Origin of the sequence: Leptospira perolatii (assembly GCF_002811875.1) — a bacterium.
GTDB classification, from domain to species: Bacteria; Spirochaetota; Leptospiria; order Leptospirales; family Leptospiraceae; genus Leptospira_B; species Leptospira_B perolatii.
In genome coordinates, this window is the sequence record NZ_NPDZ01000014.1 from 1 (window position 1) to 23215 (window position 23215).

Here is a 23215-nt window from a genome sequence, read left to right on the forward strand (position 1 = left end):
ATCGCGGATGTAACGACTGCAGTAGCAAGAGGTGACCTTTCCAAGAAAATCACAGTTGATGTAAAGGGAGAGATCCTAGAGCTAAAAAACACAATCAACACGATGGTGGACCAGTTGAACTCCTTCGCGTCCGAAGTAACCCGGGTGGCAAGAGAAGTAGGAACAGAAGGAAAGTTAGGCGGACAAGCAGACGTGCGAGGTGTTGCAGGAACTTGGAAAGATCTAACAGACAGTGTGAACTCAATGGCATCCAACCTCACAGGGCAAGTGCGAGATATCGCCGAAGTAACAAAGGCGGTAGCAACAGGGGATTTGTCCAAGAAAATCACAGTTGATGTAAAGGGAGAGATCTTAGAACTAAAAGACACGATCAATACGATGGTGGTTCAACTGAACTCCTTCGCATCCGAAGTAACGCGGGTGGCAAGGGAAGTAGGCACCGAAGGTAAGTTAGGCGGACAAGCGGACGTGCGAGGTGTGGCGGGTACATGGAAAGACCTAACGGACAGTGTGAACTCTATGGCATCCAACCTCACTGGACAAGTCAGGAATATCGCGGATGTAACGACTGCAGTAGCAAGAGGTGACCTTTCCAAGAAAATCACAGTGGATGTAAAAGGAGAAATCCTAGAACTAAAAGATACAATCAACACAATGCTAGACCAGCTGAACTCCTTTGCTTCGGAAGTAACTCGGGTGGCAAGAGAAGTAGGAACAGAAGGAAAGTTAGGCGGACAAGCGGACGTGCGAGGTGTGGCAGGAACTTGGAAAGACCTAACGGACAGTGTGAACTCTATGGCATCCAACCTCACCGGACAAGTCAGGAATATCGCCGATGTAACGACTGCAGTAGCAAGAGGTGACCTTTCCAAGAAAATCACAGTTGATGTAAAGGGAGAGATCTTAGAACTAAAAGACACGATCAACACGATGGTGGACCAGCTGAATTCCTTCGCGTCCGAAGTAACACGGGTGGCAAAAGAAGTAGGAACAGAAGGAAAGTTAGGCGGACAAGCAGACGTGCGAGGTGTGGCAGGAACTTGGAAAGATCTAACGGACAGCGTAAACTTCATGGCAAACAACCTGACGACTCAGGTGCGCGGTATCGCAAAAGTCGTTACTTCGGTAGCAAACGGAGACTTGAAGAAAAAGTTATATTTAGAAGCAAAGGGAGAAATCGCAGAATTATCCGATACGATCAACGACATGATCGACACACTAGGACTTTTCGGAGACCAAGTAACGACAGTTGCGAGAGAAGTAGGAATCGAAGGTAAGTTAGGCGGACAAGCAAGCGTTCCTGGTGCTGCAGGATTGTGGAGAGACTTAACAGACAACGTAAACCAATTGGCGAGTAACTTGACCGCACAAGTACGTGCAATCGCTGAAGTGGCAACCGGTGTGACAAAAGGAGATTTGTCCAGATCGGTTATGGTGAAGGCCGCAGGAGAAGTTGCCGCACTTTCTGATAATATCAACGAAATGATTCGCAACCTTCGGGAGACCACAAGAATCAATACGGAACAAGACTGGCTGAAAACCAACCTAGCAAAATTTACCAGATTGCTGCAAGGACAAAGAAATTTAGTCAACGTGAGCAAGCTAATCCTATCCGAGTTAGCACCGTTAGTCGCAGCACAGCACGGGGCATTTTTCATCACCGAAAGCTTAGAAAACGAACCATCCTTAAAACTATTAGTAAGCTATGCTTACCAAGAAAGAAAGAACGTTTCCAACCGATTCAAACCCGGAGAAGGTTTGGTTGGCCAAACCTTCATAGAAAAAGAAAGAATTTTATTAACAAACGTACCTTCGGATTATATCAAGATCAATTCTGCTCTGGGAGAAGCTCCTCCTCTCAACATAGTCGTCTTACCGGTATTATTCGAGGGAGAAGTAAAAGCGATTATAGAACTCGCATCCTTTTCAAGTTTTACTCCGATTCACTTGAATTTCTTGGACCAACTTACTGAGAGTATCGGAATCGTGCTAAATACGATCGCGGCGAGTATGAGGACAGAGGAACTTTTGATTCAGTCTCAAACCTTGACGGAAGAATTGCAAGGTCGTCAGGAAGAGCTTACAAAAACGAATAAACGTTTGGAAGAACAAGCAAAATCATTACAAGCCTCCGAAGATCTTTTGAAAGAACAAAGAGAAGAATTGCAGGATAAGAACGACGAGCTGGAGGAAAAAGCAAGTCTACTCGCAAGGCAAAACAACGAAGTAGAGCGCAAAAACATGGAAGTAGAGCAGGCGAGGCATTCCCTCGAAGAAAAGGCAAGACAACTCGCGCTTACTTCTAGATACAAATCAGAATTTTTGGCAAACATGTCACATGAGCTCAGAACTCCGTTAAACAATATGCTGATTCTCTCTAGATTGTTGTATGACAACGAGAGCGAAAATCTTTCCGGCAAACAAATCGAGTATGCAAGAACGGTGCACAGTTCAGGAAATGATTTGCTGCAGCTTATCAACGATATATTAGATCTCTCTAAAATAGAATCTGGAAAAATGACAATAGATCTGGACGAGGTTTCCTTTAAAGATTTGGGAGAATACCTGGAAAGATCATTTAGGGAAACCGCGAGAAACAAGGATCTAAAGTTTCAAGTTGACATCAATCCGGAGCTGCCATTTCAAATGACCACCGATTTGCAGAGATTGCAGCAAATCCTGAGGAACCTGCTATCGAATGCGTTCAAGTTCACGCAAAAAGGAGAGGTTAAGCTTCGTATCTCAGATGCGAAAGAAGGCTGGAGCTCTGACCATCGAATCTTGAATCAGGCGCTATCTGTGATTGGATTTTCTGTGATCGATACTGGAATAGGAATTCCTGTAGATAAGCAAAATGTAATATTCGAGGCATTCCGGCAAGCAGATGGAAGTACTAGCAGGAAGTACGGCGGTACAGGCTTAGGACTTTCCATTAGCAAAGAAATCACTCGTTTGTTGGGCGGAGAATTGCGCTTAACAAGTACTCCAGGAATTGGTAGCACATTCACACTCTATCTTCCATCAGAGTATATTCCAATAGAGGATTCTCCCATTTTCGCGAATCCAGAACAGGAGCAGGAACAGTGGAATCTATCCGAGAGCGCAAGGGAGAACGGCGGAGGCAACGGAGGCAATCAGGTCAGAAATTCTCTGACTCGAAGGAGCAACGGTCAATTCAGAAGGGTGATCACTGATGACCGAGCAAACATAGACTCAGAGGTGATACTGATTATAGAAAGCCAAAGCGATATATCAGAACGTTTCTTGCAAATGGCTCGAAGTAGCGGCTATAACGGACTAGTCGCTCTAGACGGAAAGACAGCGATGAAATTAGTACAGGAATATCCCGTGCACGCGGTTTTGTTGGACTTCCAACTTGCGGATATGAACGGTTGGTTCCTACTGAATTGGCTGAAAAAGGAACCCAGATTTGGAAACATTCCAGTCTTTATTATTTCGGAAGGAGATGAATTCAAGACTAGCACAGGATTGGGAGTGATCGGAAGAATTCCAAAATCGCTTCCGAGTGATTCTTTTTCGCAACTAGTCGAAGAACTGAAAAAAATGCGACAAAGGAGCCTAAACGGCATTCTGGATAAAAAGAAAGTCTCGAGTGAAACGGAAAAAGAGACAAACACTTCTTTAGAAACTTCGAAACCGATTCACGACGATTTAGAAGAAAATGCATTACAAGGTCGTAAAGTATTAATCGTTGATGACGACGCTCGGAACATCTTTGCACTTACTAGCATCTTCGAACATTACAGAATGCAAATCGCACATGCAGAGAACGCGAATGATGGAATCGAGTTACTGAAAAATTCTCCCGACATAGAAATCATTATAATGGACGTAATGATGCCTGATATGGACGGATACGAGGCTATGCGGATCATTCGGTCGATCGGACGTTTTGCATCGACGCCAATTATCGCGGTTACCGCAAAGGCGATGAAAGGCGATAGGGAAAAATGTATAGAGGCCGGAGCTTCAGACTATATCACAAAACCGGTGGATATAGACCAATTAATCTCACTGGTGCAAACATGGTTGCCTAAGCATGGAAAATCGGATTAAAGCAAACATACTGATCGTAGACGATAACCGCGATAACCTGTGGGTCATGGAGAAAATCTTAACTTCTCCCGATCTCAATCTGATCCAAGCCGATTCAGGAGAAGCTGCATTAAGAGCGCTTTTGGAACCGGACGATTACGCATTGATCTTCATGGATGTTCGTATGCCCGGAATGGACGGGTTCGAAGTTGCTTCCATGATCCGGCAAAGGGAAAAATGTGCCCAGATTCCGATCATATTCCTGACTGCGTATGGAGAAAATGAGACCGGAATGTTCAAAGGTTATTCCCTCGGAGCAGTGGACTTTTTGATCAAACCAATCGCGCCGGAAATCTTAAAATCCAAGACTTCTGTCTTCGTAGACTTACACAGAAAGAATCAGATTTTGAAGCTTCAGGAAGAATTGTTACGAGAAAGCCATGATCAATTAGAACAAAGAGTCCAGGAAAGAACCAGGGAATTGCACAAGGTCAACCTGGAACTCAAGACCGAAATCATGGAGAGAGAAAAAGTTGAGGCAGCATTGAAAGTATCTTTGCAGGAAAAGGAAGTTCTGCTCAGAGAAGTACATCATAGGGTGAAGAATAATTTACAAATCGTATCAAGTATTCTGAACCTACAATCCGGGTATATTACGGATAGTAAATCTTTTGAGATCTTCGAAGATGCTCAGTCCAGAATTAAGTCCATCGCATTAATACACGAGCTGCTCTATCAGGGCGAAAATTTGGCGCAGATGGATTTTACCGAGTATCTGAATAATTTGGCAGGAAATCTAGTACGTACTTATAGAATGCAATCTCAGATACAACTCGAAATCGAAGCAGATCCTATGCAATTTAGCCTGGATCTTGCGATTCATTGCGGCTTGATCGTCAACGAACTGGTCACGAATTCGCTGAAGTACGGATTTAAGGGAAGGGATCAGGGAAAAATAACAATTTCGATCAAAACTTATGAAGGTGATACAGTCTTAACTGTAGGAGATGACGGCGTGGGAATCCCGGAAGGCTTCGATTATCTGCATACTGATTCGTTGGGTTTGCAACTAGTTACTACACTCTCTGAGCAAATAGGAGCCCATTTGGAATTGGACAGAAGAAACGGGACAAAGTTTTCGCTGACATTCTCGCAAAGGAACGGAGTGAGAAAATGAAAGCCCAAGTCGCTCGGATCCTGATTGTAGAAGACGAAAGCATCGTAGCAAAAGACCTTCGCACTAGACTTATCGATTTAGGATACTCCGTACCTGCAATCGCGTACACCGGAGAAGACGCTGTCCAAAAAGCGATAGAGTATGAACCGGATCTAGTGCTCCTGGATATCATGCTTTCTAGAAGCACTTTAGATGGAATCGAAGTCGCAAGTGCGATACGTTCAAGAATCGATACTGCAATCATTTATCTTTCCGCTTATGCAGATACTCGCACTTTTTCTAGAACAAGAGAGACCGAACCGTTTTGCTATTTATTAAAACCGGTTCGAACTAAGGAACTATCTATTGCTTTAGAAATGGCGCTCAACAAAAAAGAAAAGGAAGAATCGCAAAAGAGAAACAGAGAACTACTAAAATTTGCACTCGAAAGCCTGCAGGAACGCTCGAACAAAACCGAGGCAGAGCGACTAGGCTTGGGAATCGTATCATGGTGACTACAAAGATAATGATCGTAGAAGATGAAGGTTTGGTCGCGCAGGACCTAAAACGAAGGCTTTCCAAAATGGGTTACTCCACTTTCCACGTGGTAAATACCGGAGAAAGCGCAGTAAAACAATCCAGGATCTTTCAACCGGATCTCATACTCATGGATATTATATTGGCCCAGGGTTTTATGGATGGAATCGACGCGGCAAAACAAATTAGGGAATTCTTGGATACACCTATCATTTTTCTGACCGCATCTTCAGATACTCGCACTTTAGTCAGAGCCAAGGCCACGGAACCAGACGGATATATCTTAAAACCGTTTCAAACCAGAGAGCTGCAAATCACGATTGAACTGACTCTTTATAAACACGAGTCCGAAAAGGAAACCAGAAGAAAGGACAAATGGCTAAGGACTGCCTTGGATAGTTTGTCGGAAGGAGTGATCGCATCTGATACCTCTGGAAATATTTGTTTCATGAACGGAGTAGCACAGCAATTTACAGGGTGGAAGGAGATGGAAGCTTGCGGAAAGCCTATGGCAGAAATTGTTCGGTTTGCGCGTCCGTTTTTCAGAGAACCTAACGAGACAAACTCTGAGAATGGACTCGAAAGTATGAATGAAATTTACTCGGAGGGGTTGGTACTGTCCAAGGACGGAAATATCACAAAAGTATTTGCCAAAAACGAACCAGTATTGAGTACGAACGGAGTTAGACTGGGTTCTATACTTGTACTTCGAGATTCCTGAAACCTTACATTATAAAATTCGACTACAGAAAAATGTTACATACTTAGATAGATCGAATTTCTAAGCTTGCGTTTTCAAAACCGGAAATTAGGATTCCCGCATCGGAGGATAAACCAGAGTGGATTCCAAATTTTCTAAAACCGCGAGTGAAGTAGAAGGTACAACAACTAGCAACTATCCTGCAGAATTTCAAAAAGTAGTAACAGGAAGGAGAAAAAGAAGAGTAGGGGATGCATTTCATCTCAAGAATTTCGGTGTCAATATCACTGAACTAGAGCCAGGCGCAAGCTCTGCTCTCAAGCACTGGCACGAAAAGCAGGACGAATTTATCTATGTATTAAGCGGAGAAATCTTACTCAGAACCGACAAGGGAGAAGAGACATTGAGGCAGGGGCAATTCGTTGGATTTCCTGCAGGCGCAGAAAACGGACACCAGTTGGTAAATCGATCGAACCAAAAAGCAGTGTATCTAGAAATCGGAGATAGAACTCCGGGAGAAGTAGTGCATTATTCCGAGGTGGACTTGGCGGTAAAAGTACAGGACGGTAAATATCTATTTACACGAAAAGACGGCTCTCCGGTTGCTTGATAAAAACAAGGAGAGCATTCTTTTTCCGAAATTCGAAAGCACCTTTTAAAGATATTCGAATTACTTTTGGACGAAGGTCAGAAAGTGTTCTACTTCCTTTTTAGAACCAACTACAAATGTAGTTCTTTCGTGCAACTCGGAAGGTTGTAAATCTAGAATCCTTTTGCCTTCCACTGTGACGGCCATTCCGCCTGCTTGTTCTGCGATCAATGCCATCGGGGCCACTTCGTACAAAAGCCTGAGTTTTCCTTTTGGATACTTGGGCGATTTTGTATCGTTCGGGTACAAAAAGATTCCTCCTTTCAAGAGGTTTCTGTGAAAATCAGCCACCAGAGAACCGATATATCGAGCCGATTGAGGCTTTTTGCCTCCTTCGATAGATTTAATGTCTCGGATATAATTCTTCACTTCATCCGACCAGTAGTTATAATTACCTTCGTTAATCGAATAGATTCCACCTTGCTCTGGCATCCTCATTTCCGCGTGAGAAAGTAGGAATTCCCCGCAGGAAGGGTCTAACGTAAAACCGGAAACACCCTTGCCTGTGCAAAGTATCAGCATCGTAGAAGAACCATATACGATATAGCCTGCTGCCCTTTGTTTGGAACCAACTTGAAGCAAATCCTCTTTGGTTCCAGGAGTTCCCTGAGGTGAACTCCTTAAATGGACAGAGAAAATCGTACCAATCGAAACGTTTGCATCAATATTAGAAGAACCATCTAAAGGATCGATCGCGATCGTATACTTTCCAATTTTATATCCATTCGGAATCGGAATAATCTCTTCCTGCTCCTCACTACCCATAACGCAAAGGTGCCCGCAACGAGTCAAAGTGTGGGTGAATATTTTATCAGCGTATTCATCCAACTTCATCACAGTTTCTCCCTGGACATTCGTTTGGTCTGTCGCGCCAAGAATATTATCTAGAAGCCCAGCCTTTCGAACCTCTCTCGAAACTACTTTGGCGGCATACACCAAGTGACTCATAAGCGCGGTAAAATCACCGGTGGCCTGTGGGAGTTTCAGCTGTTCTTCGATTAAATACTGGGAAAGACTCATCAATTGAGTAGGATGTGCGGACACGAAAGGACTCCTAAGTAAGTATAAGAATAGATGTACCGTATAGAAAATTCCATGCAGCGAAGGTGACAAGTCTGTTTTGATAGAATTCGGAAGGGCATAGATCTATGCTTTTGGCGATATTTCTCAATAAAAAATCTCTAGGATTCCGTGGCAGGGAAGCCCTCAAATCACTAGTAAGGGCCTATGGAAGACTTTTATAAATTAACTATAAATCTTTCTCGAAATCGATTCTATTGTTTCCGATATTGAATGTAAGGCCAAGAGATAAATAGAATGGACCCTAAGCTCAAATCACAGATCCCAGATGTATTCGAGGAATTTACCAACCAGTTTCTAAGGGATGTAAAAAACTCCTTGAGTCACGAAATGGTACTCACCCATTTCTATTTTCAAGATCTATCTCAGTATTTTAAATTGCTGGGAGAGCAAAAGTCCGGAGAAATCATCGAAGAACTCAAATCTGTGATACACGCCCATTTGAGGCCGTACGATAAACTCTATATGTTGAGCACTAGATCCTTCATGACCTTTTGCCCTGACTGCAGATTGGAAATAGTAAAAAGCCGCTTTAACGACGTTATCTTTCAAGTGAACCATTTAATCATCGACTATGAAATTAAATTCATGGAAATTGATGGCCCCTTAGATTCTTTCAAATCTGTTTACGAAAATCTACTACTCTAGAAAAAAACTCTCTATAGAAAATGAACATTTGTACCGTAATTTACATCGTACGGGAGAAGTGGGATGGAAGAGAAACAGGAGATGTTCAAAAGGACTTTAGAAAGGTACATTAATTATCGAGCTATCGATATCATCCTGACTTTAAAGGATGGAACAGTTGTCGAGTTGGACAAAAATAGACGCTTAGACGGCGATGTGGTGATCAAAAATGGAGATTTTGGAATCGAAGCGACGATAGAAATTTCTAAAATACAAAAAGCGGATTTTTTTGCCGCTTAGCTCTGAGAAAATATCCTATTTTATTTCTTGAAAAAGTCTGCTTTTTTCTTAAAATTCTAGCCGTTGTCAATGGCGGATTTTTAGAAAAAGAGGCTGTTTATGGAAACGATAGGATTGGTTCTCGCTGCTGGAACGATCGGAACCTCGGCGATGTCGGTCGTGATGTGGTCGATTAGCTACGCAGGTTCGATCAACGCAGACATGGTTCGGGCAATCGGAAGTTTTTTTACAAAGAGACTCGATTCTGCGCTAATTCCTGGAATTGTCACCCACCTGATCATTGGATTTATATTCGCATTCCCTTATACATTTATCATTAGTCTCGCTCCTCATATACTCACTGCCTCTATCCTAACGGGGGGAGTGCTCGGCTTCATGCATGGATACGTAGTAGGCTTCTTGTTAGTAGCGCTGGTAGCACAGCACCATCCACTTCCCGAATTCCGCCAAGCAGGAATCGGAGTGGCAGCCGCTCACGTTTTCGGACATATGGTGTATGGAGTTTCGATTGGACTCGTGGTCGGATTGACGAATCTGGATTACAGTTTCATCCTAGAAATAAAATAGCTGTATTTCCTGAATCGCCTTTTCTTATGATCATTTTGTAGGAGTTCCTACAAAGATTTCACCCGAGAAAAGCACTTGCTTTAAATGCAGATTTGTGCGAAGGGGACCGAAGGTACCACCGCACCGGCCCCCACCCAATGAGGGCGGGGCCCTCAAAAAAACACCTCATTTTGACCACAGTTGGCCAAAAACTAGGCAAATTTCTTGACGAACTACCTGGGTGCAAGAAATTAGTAAATCAGGGGCATTTTGTCCCCAGGTCCCCCCAATCGAAATGATAAAAAGTTTCTATGGGGCGAATCGCGTTTACTCTAGGGAACTGTATTTTATTCCCAAACAATCCGAATAGGAGCCACCGAATGGTAGGAATTATCGTCAAGGAAGGAGAATCCATCGAATCCGCTCTCAAACGTTTTAAGAGAGACTGTGCAAACGCTGGAATCATGAGCGAAATTAAGCGCCGCGAATTCTACGAAAAACCAAGCATTAAAAAGAAGAAGGCACTCGAATCCGCAAAACGGAAATTAGAAAAGAAAAAGCGCCTTTTCTCTCGGAAAGATCGCGGTTAATTCCGCGAATTTCCGCTCTGGAAATTTTTAGGATTAGGGAAACATGTCCCTCCAACAAAAAATCAATTCAGATCTAAAAGAGGCGATCAAATCCAAAAAGGAACCTCTTTTGTCTACACTGCGGCTTTTGAAAGCCGACATCCAGTATGAACTCACGAAGACCGGCGCGCAGGACTTGGCGGATGAACAAGTCATTGTGCTGATCAAGCGCGGTTATGCGAAGAGAATGGATGCAATCCAAATGTATGAAAAGGCGAATCGTACAGACTTAGCCGAAAAAGAAAAAGTAGAATCGGAAGTTCTAAAATCATACTTACCGCCTGATGTATCGGAAGAAGAAATACTAAAAGTTCTAGAAAAAGTAATATTGGAATTAAAACCGTCGGGCCCTAAGGATATCGGTAAGGTCATGGGGAAAGTAATGGCCGAGTTTAAAGGTAAAAACATAGACGGCTCAAAAGTATCCGCACTCGTTAAATCCAAATTATCCTAAGCGAGTTGACTCATTGTTGTATCAAAGGGAGTTCATCGACCGCATACGTAGGGAAGTACCTATCGAAAGCTATATCAGTCGATTTGTACCTTTGCAAAAGCGAGGAAAGAACTTAGTAGGCCTTTGTCCTTTCCATCAGGAAAAGTCTCCTTCGTTTAACGTTTCTTCCGAAAAGCAGTTCTATCACTGTTTCGGATGCAAGGCTTCTGGAGATATTTTCCAGTTTGTCATGAGTTATGATAAGGTGGATTTCCAAAGAGCGAAGGAGATCCTCTCTGAATACTCTGGGATTCCGATCCAAGAAAAGGGAAAAGAAGACCAGGAAAGGACCGAGTTACTCTACCGAGTCAACAAGAAGGCTCTCCAATTTTATATGGAGAACCTTCGGTCGGCGCAAGGATTGGAAGCTAGAGAATATTTGAAATCCAGAGGGATAGAAGCAGGAATCCAAGCGCAATTTCAATTGGGATTCGCTTTGCCAGGGTACCAAAATTTGACCCAAAAAGTATTTTCTACAAAAGAGGAACTTCGTGCTGCTTTGGAAGTCGGATTAATCAGAGAATCCGAAAAAGCCAAAGACCCGTACGACTTTTTTAGAGAAAGGATCATGTTTCCTGTCCTAGATTTATCGGGTAGAGTGATCGCCTTTTCGGGTAGAATTCTTGGCCCTGGGAAGGAAGCAAAATACGTGAACAGCCCTGCGTCTTCGATCTTTGACAAGGGCAGGACATTTTATCATCTTTACCAAGCGAAAGAGGGCATCCAGAAAACTAGAACAGCGATTTTGGTGGAAGGATATTTGGACGTGATCGGTCTGGTTACCAAGGGATTCGAAAATGTGGTCGCTTGCATGGGAACTGCGGTGACTGAAAATCATATTCGTACCATGAAGAAATTTGCGGATCGATTCCAGCTCGTTTTGGACGGAGACAATGCCGGAAGAAAGGGCGCACTGCACGCGGCAGAACTTTGCCTGAAAGAAGGAATGGAATGCTCTGTCGTACTATTGCCGGAAGGAAAAGATCCTTTCGATCTAAGTAAAGAAGCGACTCGCCAGGAACTTCAGAAGGTCCTAGAAACAGGATCTCCTGCTTCTTCCTTTGTAGTGGACGAGCTACTCGATAAAACCGACTCGAGGGCGCTCCCTGAGAAGAAAAGAAAAGCCTTGGATAATCTTTACGGTTTCTTGAGAAGTTTGCAAAGAGATTCTGACCGGGAATTCTTCCTGGGTTTAGGTGCCAGGAAATTAGGCATCAGCATGGATGCAGTTTTGAGAGATTATCGTGGAGAGGGAGCCAAGTTTGCACGCACCGGGTCCGATACTAAAGGAAAGGATCCAGTACAATCTAGAGGTCCCAATCCGGCACAGGATTGCGAACGAAAATTGATTTCCTTACTTGTGAAACAGAACTCTCTTTTTTCATTTTCAGAGGAACTTTCCAGACTAGAATACTTGGATCCCAAAAGTGCGTTTCTCTGGGATTTTCTATATACCAGATACGCCGGAGAAGAAGAAATCTCTCCGGCAGCAGTATTATCCTCTCCGATACCCGGAGAATTTAAGGAAGCGATAGCTCCTTTTCTATTAGAAGAAGGTGATATTAGTCCCGAGGAGGGAAAGGAAATATTCGACGACCTTTTAACGAAACAAGCCATCTTCGTAGAAGAAAGCAAAATGCAAGAATTGGAATCGGATTCCACTTTGGATCCGTTAGAAAAGCTAACCAAGTTAGCATATCACAGAGCGAATAAAGAAAAACGTCTTGAGTATTTACGGAGTAAGAACTCCGCCAAACGATAGAGGACCGACCATGGAAAACCTGCAAAGTATGCCAGAAGTGCAAAAGATTATCGCGATAGGAAAAGCGAATAGCGAGATTTCCTACGACGAAATTAACGAAATACTTCCGGATAAAATCTTAAACTCCGAGAAGATAGACGACGTCTTCACACTACTTCACGAGATGGGAATCGAGATCGTAGAAGAATATACTCGGAAATCCATGGAACCTGCTTCAGTTCTAGTTCCGAAGGAAGAGGCCGTAGTCGCAAAGCCTGCTAGGAAAAAGAAAGAATCGGCGGCCACTGCCGGAGGTTCCGAAGATCCGATCCGACTTTATTTAAAAGAAATCGGTAAAGTAAATCTGATCTCCGGGGAAACCGAAGTATTCCTCGCTAAAAAAATAGAGAAGGGCGAGAAAATCATAGAAGAGACCATCCTTGGTTCTTCTATCCTGAGAGCAAACTTCATCAAGCTTCTTCCTAAGATCCGAAGCAAAAAGACCAAGGTGTACGACTTGGTCCGCGTGGATAAAATGTACGCGATGAACGCGGATGAGGCGAAGAAACTAGAAGAACTTTTCTTCAAAAACATCTCGGTCATTCAAGAGCAAGAAAAAGTATTACAAGAAGCTCAATCTAGAATCCGCAAATATTCCGAGAACTCCAAAAAGTACAAAGAGTTTAAAGAAAAAATAGATATCTCGAAAGGGATCATTGATAAGGCGGTGCGCGAACTGGGAGTATCTCAAAAAGAGATACAAAAGATTTCCCAGAAGATCAAATCTATGGTCTTCCGCATCAAGGAAATAGACAGACATTTTCTAAAAATCAAAGCTCAGTACGGTTACGACGTTCGAGATATCAAAGCATTCAACCGTTTTATAGAAAAGAACGAGAAGCTAGAAGATATCGAAAAAATGATGGGAGTTTCCATCGATGAAGTTCGTGAAGTCATTAAAGATATCCGAAACAACGAGCGCAAGCTGCGTCGTATGGAGCAAGAGGCTGGATCTTCCGTCCAAGAAATCAAGGACTGGGGAGAAAAGATCATCAAAGGAGAGCGAGAAATCGCCCAGGCCAAGAAAGAATTGGTCAAAGCGAACCTGCGCCTTGTGGTTTCCATTGCGAAAAGATACGCGAATCGTGGAATGCACTTCTTCGACTTAATCCAAGAAGGAAACATTGGCCTGATCAAAGCGGTCGATAAATTCGAGTACAAAAAAGGATACAAGTTCTCGACTTACGCCACTTGGTGGATCCGCCAAGCAATCACTCGCGCAATTTCGGACCAGGCAAGAACGATCAGAGTCCCGGTTCATATGATCGAACAGGTCAACAAAGTGATCCGAGAAACCAGATTGTTCGTGCAAGAATTCGGAAGAGATCCTTCCAACGAAGAGATCGCGGAAAGACTCGGCTGGCCGGTGCAAAAAGTAAAAGCAGTCAAGAACGTTGCAAGAGAACCGATCTCTCTGGAAATTCCAGTCGGTAGCGAAGAAGATTCAGAACTCGGAGATTTTATCGAAGACAAGGATGTGGAATCTCCGGTTAATTCTGCGGCTTCCAGCATCTTGGCGGAGCAAATTCGCCAAGTCCTTCACACTCTTCCTGCTCGCGAACAAAAGGTAATCAGAATGAGATTCGGTTTGGACGACGGTTATCCTCAAACGTTAGAAGAAGTCGGTTATCAATTCAAGGTTACCCGCGAAAGGATCCGTCAGATCGAGGCGAAGGCACTACGAAGATTGCGACATCCATCTCGTTCTAAGAAGCTAAGAGATTATATAGACTGATCCAACTTAGCTTACGAAGGGGCATTCAATCGAATGCCCTTACTTTCGATTGGTTGCGTAAGTCCCTGAGAGTGATGCGATTAGACTTTTAGTTTCATCTTCCTGCGATTTCCTGAACGACTCCTTCCAACCTAAGGATTTCGTTAGAATCTGAGAAACCGGCCCGACAAGTTTTGCCGAAAGCTTTAGATCTAAGAACAGAATTCTGAATCTACGAGCTATCACGTCGGTGATACTTCTTGCAAACTCCTGCGAAACAAACCATTCTACTTCTTCTTGGAAATAGTCCGCTCCTTTAAGTAGAAGCTTCGGTTTTTCGCCCAAAACTCGGAAGACTTCCCCTCCATAAGAGTTTTGTAATCTATTTGCATTCTCCGCAGATATTTTGTATTTCTTCTGAATTTCGGAGTGGAGATTGTCCGAATAACCTTCCTTTCCGGGAAAGGAATATCGGTCCGTACTGCAACCGGATTTGGTTTTGAGCTGGCCTTCCAATACGAGGCGATCCACCAGATCTTCTGCCATTTTTCGGTAGGTAGACCATTTGCCTCCTCCCATCGTGACCAGACCGGAAGGTGAAACTAGTATGACTTCTTCTCTAGAAATGCTCTTAGTATCTTGGTTTCCTTCCGGAGAAATCAGGGGACGAATCCCGGCAAAAGTAGATATGATATCACTTCTGCTCAAAGGTTTTTCCAAATAGTCGGATCCTGTTTGCAATAAAAAGTCCACCTCTGATTCCAAAGGAATCGGATCTTCGGAAACGGATTCGATCGGAGTATCAGTAGTTCCCAGGATCACGTGATCTTCCCAAGGAATAATGAATACGACCCTGCCGTCCTTTGTCTTAGGTATGATCAGCGCAGTATTGCAAGGAATGGTTTCCTTTTTAAAGACAAGATGGATTCCTTGGCTCGGAGAAAGAACCGGGTAGGTCCTAGGGTCATCCTTGAAACGTATCTGATCTACCCAGGGCCCGGTTGTGTTCGCGATGATTTTCGCCTTTATCTCGGCAGTGTAACCGGTGAGTTGATCCTTGATCTGGGCGCCTACGATCTTGCCGTTCTTTTTTTGGAAGGATACAAGTTCCGTTTTGTTTAATATTGCAGCCCCTTCTTTTGCGGCAGAACGAGCGAGTAGAACATTCAATCTGGAATCGTTGAATTGAGCGTCGTAGTATAAAATTCCGCCTGCCAATCCTTCTTTCTTTAATGCGGGAAAATCCTTTAAGACTTCCTTTACGGAAATTCTTTTGTGGGAGGGAAGTTTTCCTCTCCAGGCAAGAGCATCATACATCGTCATTCCAATACTATAGTACGGCTTTTCGTAAAACCTGTATGTAGGGAGTACAAAGGGAAGTGGCTTTACTAGGTGAGGAGCGTTCTCCAACAACCTTTGTCTTTCGGTGAGAGCCTCATGAATCAGCTTGAAGTGAAACTGAGCCAAGTAACGGACCCCTCCGTGGATCAGTTTCGTGGAGCGAGAAGATGTTCCAGAACCAAAATCGGACTTTTCTACCAGGACAACTTTTAGTCCTCTGAGCGCGGCGTCCAGGGCAGCGCCTGCGCCTGTTGCACCTCCTCCTATAATTAAGATATCAAAGGATTCCTGGGAAAGTTTTGAAAATGCGGTTTTACGATCGTCTTTTTGCATTAGGGTATCTTCCTGCTTTACAGGTACGTTTCCGACTACAATTCTGCTTTCGAGGAACCTTTTGAAGGGTCACTTCGATGTCGGGTATAAATGACATTCGTTTCTTTTTTACCCAGTAGAAAACTCCTTTTTGCCGGTTTCCTAATGTTTTCGAAACAACCCAATAACGACACGCATGGAACCTAAACAACAAATAGAAATCCTGAAAAGAGGATGCGTCGATGTAATCAGCGAAGAAGAGCTGATCTCCAAACTTCAAAAAAAGAAGACCTTAAAGGTAAAAGCAGGCTTCGATCCGACCGCACCGGATCTGCATCTAGGACATTTCGTTCTGTTACGAAAGATGAGACACTTCCAAGATTTGGGTCACGAGGTCAGTTTTTTGCTCGGAGATTTTACCGCGATGATCGGAGATCCGACTGGAAAATCCGAAACTAGAAAACGTCTCTCTAAAGAAGAGGTATTAGAAAATTCTAAAACATACCAGAGCCAAGTATTTAAGGTTCTAGATCCGAAAAAGACCAAAATCGTTTATAACTCGGAATGGTGCTCCGGTATGAATTTCGAGAATGTCCTAGTACTCTCTTCTAAGTACAGCGTAGCAAGGCTCTTGGAGAGAGACGACTTTAGCAAAAGATACAAATCCGGACTGCCCATCAGTTTGATCGAATTTCTTTATCCATTGGTCCAAGGTTACGATTCCGTAGAGATGGAATCAGACGTGGAATTGGGCGGAACCGACCAGAAATTCAATCTACTGGTTGGGAGGGATTTACAGAGGGAATACGGAAAGGAACCTCAATGCGTTCTCACTTTGCCTCTGTTAGTAGGCTTAGACGGTTCTAAGAAAATGTCCAAATCTCTAGGCAATTACGTTGGAATTACCGAAGAGCCGATCGACATGTTCGGAAAGCTCATGTCCATTTCCGATGAACTCATGTGGAATTACTTCGAATTATTAACCGACATTCCAATGAAGGAAATCTCGGAGAAAAAGAATGGAATCCAGTCTGGTTCACTGCATCCTAAAGAGGTGAAAACGGAACTCGCCAAATTGGTCATGGACCAGTTTTCCGATCCTCAAAAGAACGAGGCAGCGATCCAAGAATGGAATCGGGTTCACAACCCAAAATCCAGGTCAATCCCGGACGAAATTCCTGTATCTAAACTGGGGGAAGAATTTTTTGAAGAATCTCAAACTCCGCAACTGGTCTGGGTTTTGGCCAAGATCGGCTTTATACCATCAGTCTCGGAAGGTAGAAGATTGATTAAATCGGGTGGAATTTACGTTGACGAGCAGCAAATTTCGGATGAAAAATTTACTCTTTCCCTGCAAAAAGAGTATCTAGTACGACAAGGTAAAAAGGGAAAATTTCTCAAATTAGTAACTTAATCCTGCATATCAGTGTGACAGCATGCTCAGCGACGAAGAATCTTCAGTACTTTCTAAAACGATCAAAGAAATACAAGAAACCGAGGTCGCTTCTGAGGTATTAGAACACAAATTTCTAAGGATCAGGCGTTATACTTCCGGGGTCTTCTTTCTCATACTAGCGATCACCACCATATTCGCACTTTCTAGAAAACTAGACTCTCTCCAAAATACCGTTGAGAAACAAAACGAAGTGATCGCGGTTCTCTCAGAGGATATCTACAGTTTAAGACTGGATGAACAACAAAGGGAAGAGGAACTCCTACGTTTCAAATCCTCCATTTTGGAAGATGTTCCGGATGCGGATCTGTCCGAAGAAGTGGACCAAAATCTGAAAATTCTTTCTCAGTCTTTAGATAAGAATATTCAGGGAAAAAATATCACCCGCGGAAACGTTCAATTTCCGGAAATCGCGCTAACCTTCGACTTGGGAACGGGTGAAGATTTACAAATACTCCATGATCTTTTAATAAAATATCCGATCAAAGTAACTCTATTCGTGTCTAACGAAAACCCAGAAAAGAAAAGCGGCTCTCTCTTTTCCAAAACAAACATTTATTATATTAAAAAACTAGCAAGTATGGAAGGTAGGGTAGTTTTCGGAAATCACACCTGGAGTCACTATAATCTTCCCAGAAGTCTGAAAGAAGCCTCTCACCGAAAAAGAGTACTATTGAACTATGTTTCGGACGAGATTATAGACTTAAATTCTCTGTTAGATGAAATGAGATCCGTAGAGGAAAAATTTCGCGCTCTGACCGGGCAGGAACTTACTAAGTTTTACAGACTTCCATATGGAGCGATCGATCAGATTTTACTGGATACCTATGCAGCTCACGGTTTCGAGAACCATATTTTTTGGAGCAATAATAGTGTAGGCTCCCTGGATGTTCCGGACTTCGTTTATAAAAAATTCGTAACTAGGAAAGACTTGGTATCCGGAAAAACAAGGCTAATCCCGAATCCGCATTACAAAACAAAAACCGAGATGCTTGATTTTCTCTATAAATGGGAAAAATCCGACAAGAACGGAATGAATGGTGCAATCATTTTGATGCACTTAGGATCTCCGAGACAAACGGAAAAACTCATTTATATTTTGCCTGAATTCATCCAGTCTATGCTGGAGAAAGGCTATAAATTTGTCACCGTCCCAGAGATCCTAAACGACCAAGAGAACTAAACTCTAAAAGTTTTTTACCGACTTCTTACGATTCGATTTTCCGTTCTTCATTGCAATAGAGATGTAGTTTGCTCCATCGCTCAAGATAGACAAAGATTCTTTTTTCTTCCAGAAATTCTGAATCCTTTCTTGCAGACGATAGATGAACAGATAGAAGACTGGAACCATCACGAGCGTAAGAATACTAGCAAAAGCTAATCCCCAGCCGAAAGCGAGTGCCATCGGAATCAAGAACGGATCTTTTCCTCCGATTCCATACGCAGTGGGCAATAGTCCCAGCACTGTAGTAACCGAAGTCAGAGTGACTGCTCTCAACCTGAGTGCGCCTGTCTCTAAAAGAATATTATGAATACTTTCTAAAGGTTTCTCCTTCCTTAAAGTATTCGCAAAATCTACTAGAACGATCGAGTCGTTTACGACAACTCCGGCCAATCCTACGATTCCTAAGAAAGAAAGGAATCCGAAGTATTCTCCGTGGGATACGAAAGCCAAGATTACCCCAATGAGAGAGAACGGAATTGCGCTCACTACAATCAAAGGTTGCAAGAAAGAGCTGAATAGAGAAGCGAGTATCATGAAAATAATGATGAACGCAAGCAAGAATGAAAATCCCAAACTTTTCATAGATTCTTCGGTGTCTTTGTTTTCTCCTCCGAATCTTACTGAATAAGCAGGGTAATTCTTCATGAATCCTGCAGCTTCCATTTTCTTTCTAACAAAAGCGTTCACTTCCGAAGAGTTTGATTTTTGGCCCACCAAGTTTGCAGTTACCGTCAAGACCCTTTTTCCGTCCAGGTGATTGATATTGGAAAATCCCGGCTCTCGTACATATGTAACCAACTTAGAAGCTGGGATTAATTTCCCGAGCGAATTGGTAACATACACATGATTGAGACTATCCACCGATTTTCTAAATTCGTTCGGGAATCGGACTTTGACTTCCACTTCCTCATCGGTTCTCTTTATCTTCGTCGCGACTGTACCTTGGAAAGCGGTATTGATAGCCTGCGCTACTCTTGCTACAGAGACACCTGTGGTAGAAGCCATGGATTCGCTGACCTTAATTCGAACCTCATCCTTTCCTTCGTTAAAATCGTCAGAGACATCTGTTGCATTTTGATTTTCTGCAAGAATTTCCTTAAACTTGTTGCCTATCTCAATCAGAGTTGCGTACTCATTTCCTCGAATCTCGATCGCAACAGGTTTGCCCACCGGCGGTCCACCCGACATTTTTTCGTATTCTAGATTTACCAATTTTCCTTTTAGGCTCACAAATTCAGGTTTTATCTCAAAATTCGCAATTGGAACATATTCTTCGCCCAAAGACTCAGCTTCTTTCTTTCTTTGCTCTTCTAAGAGCTTGAGTCCCTTTTCGTTTAACAACCATACTGTTTTGGATCTGAGTTCAGAGATCAGATCTTCCGTTGCCACTTTTCTATTTTCCTCGGGAGAAAGATAGACCATGACTTGACCATAGTGCTTTCCACGTTTGGTAAATGGATCGTTCGGATCCTTTTGTATGATACCGACTCGAGTGACGTAGTTTTCCACATCATCTTTGGAAAGATTCGCGATTTCCTGCTCTATGACCTTTAAATATCTGCTGGTCTCTTCCAAATTGGATCCGGTCTGGGCAGAAATCTTAACTTGAAAAATATCTACTGATCCAGGAAATAGTTTTTTACGCGGGTAGATGATAAAGATCGCTATGCACAATACGAACAAGCTGATCAAAGAGAAAGTCATCATCTTTCCGTGACGGAGAGAATAGTCTAGTACTGGAAGGTATATATTATTTTTGAATCTTCCAAACCATCCGCTTTCTCCTTTGATCTCTCCAGAGTGAACTTTATGCTTGTTGATATCATACAAGTGGGAAGGTAAAATAAAGAGCGCCTCCGCGAGCGAGGCAGTGAGAGCAATAATCACCACCAACGGGATACTGAACACGAACTTCCCAAAAATTCCGGACATGAATAGCATCGGAGCAAACGCTGCTATCGTCGTTGTGACCGTGGCCGTAACCGGAGAAACCACTTCGGTAACTCCTTTTAGAGCAGCCTCGTAAGGAGGAACTCCTTCTTCAATGTACCTGTACACGTTTTCACAGATGATAATCGCGTCATCTACCAATATCCCTACGACGATGACCAAACCAAACATGGAAATTAAGTTCAAGGTCATTCCAAAAAAGTTCATTAACACGAAAGTCGCGCCAAATGACACCGGAATTCCGAGTGCAGTCATCAATGCCACTCTCCATCCGAGGAACATGAAGAGAGAACCCGTTACCAAGATCATTCCAATCGTAGCATTCGAAAGGAGCACTCCGAGACGACGGCGTATGTACTTAGAAAGGTCGTTTACAAATGCATACTCGAATTCAGGAGATGTTTCCTGGAACTTCGTTACGATCTTTTTGGTTTCGTCCACCACCGAGATCGCATCCGCGCTTTCCTTTTTGATTACAGTTAAAGCAATTGTTTTGCGACCATTGGTTTTATCCAGATAGTCTGCCTCTTTCAAACCTTCGGTGACTTGAGCTACGTCTCCCACTTGGATCGAATTTCCGATTTCATTGGCTCGTACATGTACTCTGGAAATTTCCTGAGCCGTATCAAATTCACCGATCGTTCTGAGAATCACTTCCTTGTCGCTACCGGTAATATTTCCACCGGGGAAGTTTATATTCCGATTCTTTAATGCTTGGATTAGGTCTTGGCCGGTCAGATATTTTGACAATAGACGAGAAGGATGCAAATCCACTTGCATCTCGGTATTTCTCCAGCCCCTTCTTGCAATTTTAGCAACTCCAGGAATATCCAACAAAGCTTGCTCAACGATTTTGGCCTGAGCCCTTAATCTCTTTTCTGCCTCTACGCTATCGTCGGCTTTTCTTAGGGTTACGTTTACTTCGATGACCGGCTGCCTGGAAGTTGTTACCTCTGTAACCAAAGGGTCCTCTGCGTCTTCTGGGAGGTCCTCGACTCTATCAATTGCAGACTTTATATCATCTACTACCTTCTGAGAGTCCCTTGCGTCCGGATCGATAGTGATTACGATTCCTGAGCGACTTTCAATAGAAGCAGATCTGAATTCCTTGATTCCATCTACTTCTTTCACTGCTTCTTCCAGAGGATTGGTCACTAGCTTTTCCACTTCTTGTGGAGAAGCTCCCGGAAACACAGTAGATATCGTGACTATATCAAAGTTGATATTCGGAAATGCTTCCCGATTCATCCTCAATGCGGTAAATAAGCCCGCGAGTATGATCAGAGCAGTGAGTAAATTTACAAAAATACTTTTAGAAAGAAAATATTCGATTAATGATTTCATTAGGAAAACCTCCCTATAAGAAAGTTCTGTTCTTAAAAACTAATCTAGGATCGGGCCAGAGTGCTCTAAGGAATCGTTGAATCCAAAAAGCTTCGTACTTTTCAGCTTATCTACGTAAAGTACTCCGTGTAAATGGTCACACTCATGTTGGTACACGACTGCCTGGTAGCCTTCGATGATTTGGTCGTGCTCATTTCCCTTTTCATCCATCCACTTCATACGGATCTTATTCGGCCTTTCTACCAGGCCCCTCATTCCAGGGACGGAAAGGCATCCTTCCCAATTTCCGTCCACCTTATCCGTTAGAGGTGTGATCACTGGATTGATGATGATTTTCTCAGGAACTTTTGACTCCTCAGGAAAATCCTCTTTAGGATCCGTGCCCACAACCACAAGTTGTTTGAGTACACCGATCTGCGGAGCAGCCAAACCAACGCCTTCCGCAAATCTCATTGTATCGAACATATCTCGGATCAACTTCTTGAATTCTTTTGTTTGCAATTCGTCAGGATGAACCGGCTCGCTTACCTTTCGAAGAATTGGATCTCCGATTTTTAGAATTTTACGTACGGACATAGATAGTTCTAATCCATTCTTCGGGACTTTTTTTGCCCACAAGATTTCCAAAATACTTCCAAGATTTTCGCAAGCTTCTCTGAACTCGGTTCTAGGTATTTATCGTTTTTTGTTTCCCATCTATAGACTGCAGTCCAGGTAGAAAGATGGGATAAAGTAAGAGCTTGGTTCGTAATAGAATCGCTACCGCTCGGTGCGAGTACTCCCAAAGGAACTGAGAGTTGTGCTTCATACAATCCAGAACGATCTAGATTTCTTAAAGTACTTTCAAATCGAAACGGATGTAAAATAAAGCTAGGCAAAAGATCCAAATTCTTAAAAAACCAATCTATCTTTTCGATCAAAGTAAAAGGATAACTCTCAAAGGGAAAAGGCTCTGGGAAAATTAAGAAAATATTAGAAAGCGAATTCGGAATTTCACCGGCAATTTTCCATGCCTCTCTCGCTGAAAATCCTTCGGCTACGATAGAAATTTTTCCCTTTTGTAAGCGGATCCACTGGATCAATTCGGTGGAATCTTCCTCTTCTTCCGAAATCTTTTCGGCTAATAAAATTCTTTTTCCAAGGAAAGCAGAATCGAAATCAAAGTATTTCCTGGGTTCCTTCCGAATCCAAAGTACGAGGGCTCCGCTCGCAGGACCAAAACTCGTAAAACGCCAGCGCTTATTCTTCATGGTTCCCAAAAGATATTGACAGAGTCGGTAAAAAGAAACTATCTATTTGAGG

Annotated in this window: 19 protein-coding genes; 14 read left to right on the forward strand and 5 right to left on the reverse strand. The window is 43.1% G+C overall.

Annotation, left to right across the window (positions count from 1 at the left end; genetic code table 11):
- The 5 genes from CH373_RS16195 to CH373_RS16215 form a co-directional block, all read left to right on the forward strand.
- The coding region (locus tag CH373_RS16195) for a HAMP domain-containing protein (RefSeq protein WP_100734107.1) at positions 1–4077 on the forward strand (4077 nt) is incomplete at its 5' end.
- Complete coding sequence (locus CH373_RS16200; protein WP_207761473.1) at positions 4061–5233, forward strand: histidine kinase dimerization/phosphoacceptor domain -containing protein; 1173 nt, start codon at positions 4061–4063, stop codon at positions 5231–5233. The genes CH373_RS16195 and CH373_RS16200, both read left to right, overlap by 17 nt.
- Positions 5230–5727 (forward strand): response regulator, encoded by a 498-nt coding sequence (locus CH373_RS16205; RefSeq protein WP_100714054.1) that lies wholly within the window; start codon positions 5230–5232, stop codon positions 5725–5727. Before CH373_RS16200 ends, CH373_RS16205 begins: the two co-directional genes overlap by 4 nt.
- Complete coding sequence (locus tag CH373_RS16210) at positions 5721–6470, forward strand: response regulator (protein ID WP_100714055.1); 750 nt, start codon at positions 5721–5723, stop codon at positions 6468–6470. Before CH373_RS16205 ends, CH373_RS16210 begins: the two co-directional genes overlap by 7 nt.
- A gap of 118 nt (positions 6471–6588) precedes the next feature.
- Positions 6589–7059, forward strand: a complete 471-nt coding sequence (locus CH373_RS16215; protein WP_100714056.1) for a cupin domain-containing protein — start codon at positions 6589–6591, stop codon at positions 7057–7059.
- 60 nt (positions 7060–7119) lie between these two features.
- Here the strand turns inward: CH373_RS16215 and fbp are convergent, their stop codons facing one another.
- Positions 7120–8142, reverse strand: coding sequence for a class 1 fructose-bisphosphatase (gene fbp, locus CH373_RS16220; protein WP_100714057.1), 1023 nt, complete (start codon positions 8140–8142; stop codon positions 7120–7122).
- A 273-nt stretch (positions 8143–8415) separates the two neighbouring features.
- On the opposite strand from fbp, the gene CH373_RS16225 reads away from it, so the two are divergent.
- The 7 genes from CH373_RS16225 (at position 8416) to rpoD (ending at position 14309) form a co-directional block, all read left to right on the forward strand.
- Entirely contained in the window at positions 8416–8826 is a 411-nt protein-coding gene (locus CH373_RS16225; protein ID WP_100714058.1) for a hypothetical protein, read from the forward strand.
- A 63-nt stretch (positions 8827–8889) separates the two neighbouring features.
- Positions 8890–9105 carry a hypothetical protein gene (locus CH373_RS16230; RefSeq protein WP_100714059.1) on the forward strand — a complete coding sequence of 72 codons (216 nt, stop codon included), beginning with the start codon at positions 8890–8892 and terminating at the stop codon, positions 9103–9105.
- 99 nt (positions 9106–9204) lie between these two features.
- A complete protein-coding gene (locus tag CH373_RS16235; protein WP_100714060.1) occupies positions 9205–9672 on the forward strand; it encodes a DUF6789 family protein in 468 nt (155 codons plus the stop codon).
- Positions 9673–10031: 359 nt separating this feature from the next.
- Positions 10032–10241 carry a 30S ribosomal protein S21 gene (rpsU, locus tag CH373_RS16240; RefSeq protein WP_008591132.1) on the forward strand — a complete coding sequence of 70 codons (210 nt, stop codon included), beginning with the start codon at positions 10032–10034 and terminating at the stop codon, positions 10239–10241.
- Positions 10242–10284: 43 nt separating this feature from the next.
- Entirely contained in the window at positions 10285–10734 is a 450-nt protein-coding gene (locus tag CH373_RS16245) for a GatB/YqeY domain-containing protein (RefSeq protein WP_100714061.1), read from the forward strand.
- A gap of 13 nt (positions 10735–10747) precedes the next feature.
- Positions 10748–12535, forward strand: a complete 1788-nt coding sequence (gene dnaG, locus CH373_RS16250) for a DNA primase (RefSeq protein ID WP_100714062.1) — start codon at positions 10748–10750, stop codon at positions 12533–12535.
- Between the two features lie 10 nt (positions 12536–12545).
- The gene (gene rpoD, locus CH373_RS16255; protein WP_100714063.1) at positions 12546–14309 is read left to right on the forward strand and encodes an RNA polymerase sigma factor RpoD; all 1764 of its coding nucleotides are present in this window, start codon (positions 12546–12548) and stop codon (positions 14307–14309) included.
- 39 nt (positions 14310–14348) lie between these two features.
- Here rpoD and CH373_RS16260 read toward each other — a convergent pair whose 3' ends face one another.
- A complete protein-coding gene (locus CH373_RS16260) occupies positions 14349–15962 on the reverse strand; it encodes a glycerol-3-phosphate dehydrogenase/oxidase (protein WP_100714064.1) in 1614 nt (537 codons plus the stop codon).
- A gap of 175 nt (positions 15963–16137) precedes the next feature.
- On the opposite strand from CH373_RS16260, the gene tyrS reads away from it, so the two are divergent.
- Positions 16138–17355 (forward strand): tyrosine--tRNA ligase, encoded by a 1218-nt coding sequence (gene tyrS / locus CH373_RS16265; protein ID WP_100714065.1) that lies wholly within the window; start codon positions 16138–16140, stop codon positions 17353–17355.
- Between the two features lie 22 nt (positions 17356–17377).
- Positions 17378–18577, forward strand: a complete 1200-nt coding sequence (locus tag CH373_RS16270) for a polysaccharide deacetylase family protein (RefSeq protein WP_100714066.1) — start codon at positions 17378–17380, stop codon at positions 18575–18577.
- Positions 18578–18580: 3 nt separating this feature from the next.
- Here the strand turns inward: CH373_RS16270 and CH373_RS16275 are convergent, their stop codons facing one another.
- From CH373_RS16275 to CH373_RS16285, 3 genes are read right to left on the reverse strand one after another with little or no spacing between them, the layout of a single operon-like run.
- Positions 18581–21913, reverse strand: coding sequence for an efflux RND transporter permease subunit (locus CH373_RS16275; protein WP_100714067.1), 3333 nt, complete (start codon positions 21911–21913; stop codon positions 18581–18583).
- A gap of 39 nt (positions 21914–21952) precedes the next feature.
- Positions 21953–22489, reverse strand: coding sequence for a peptide deformylase (gene def / locus CH373_RS16280; protein WP_100714120.1), 537 nt, complete (start codon positions 22487–22489; stop codon positions 21953–21955).
- A gap of 8 nt (positions 22490–22497) precedes the next feature.
- On the reverse strand, positions 22498–23163 hold the full coding sequence (locus CH373_RS16285) for a hypothetical protein (RefSeq protein ID WP_100714068.1): 666 nt from the start codon (positions 23161–23163) through the stop codon (positions 22498–22500).
- Positions 23164–23215: the final 52 nt, after the last annotated feature.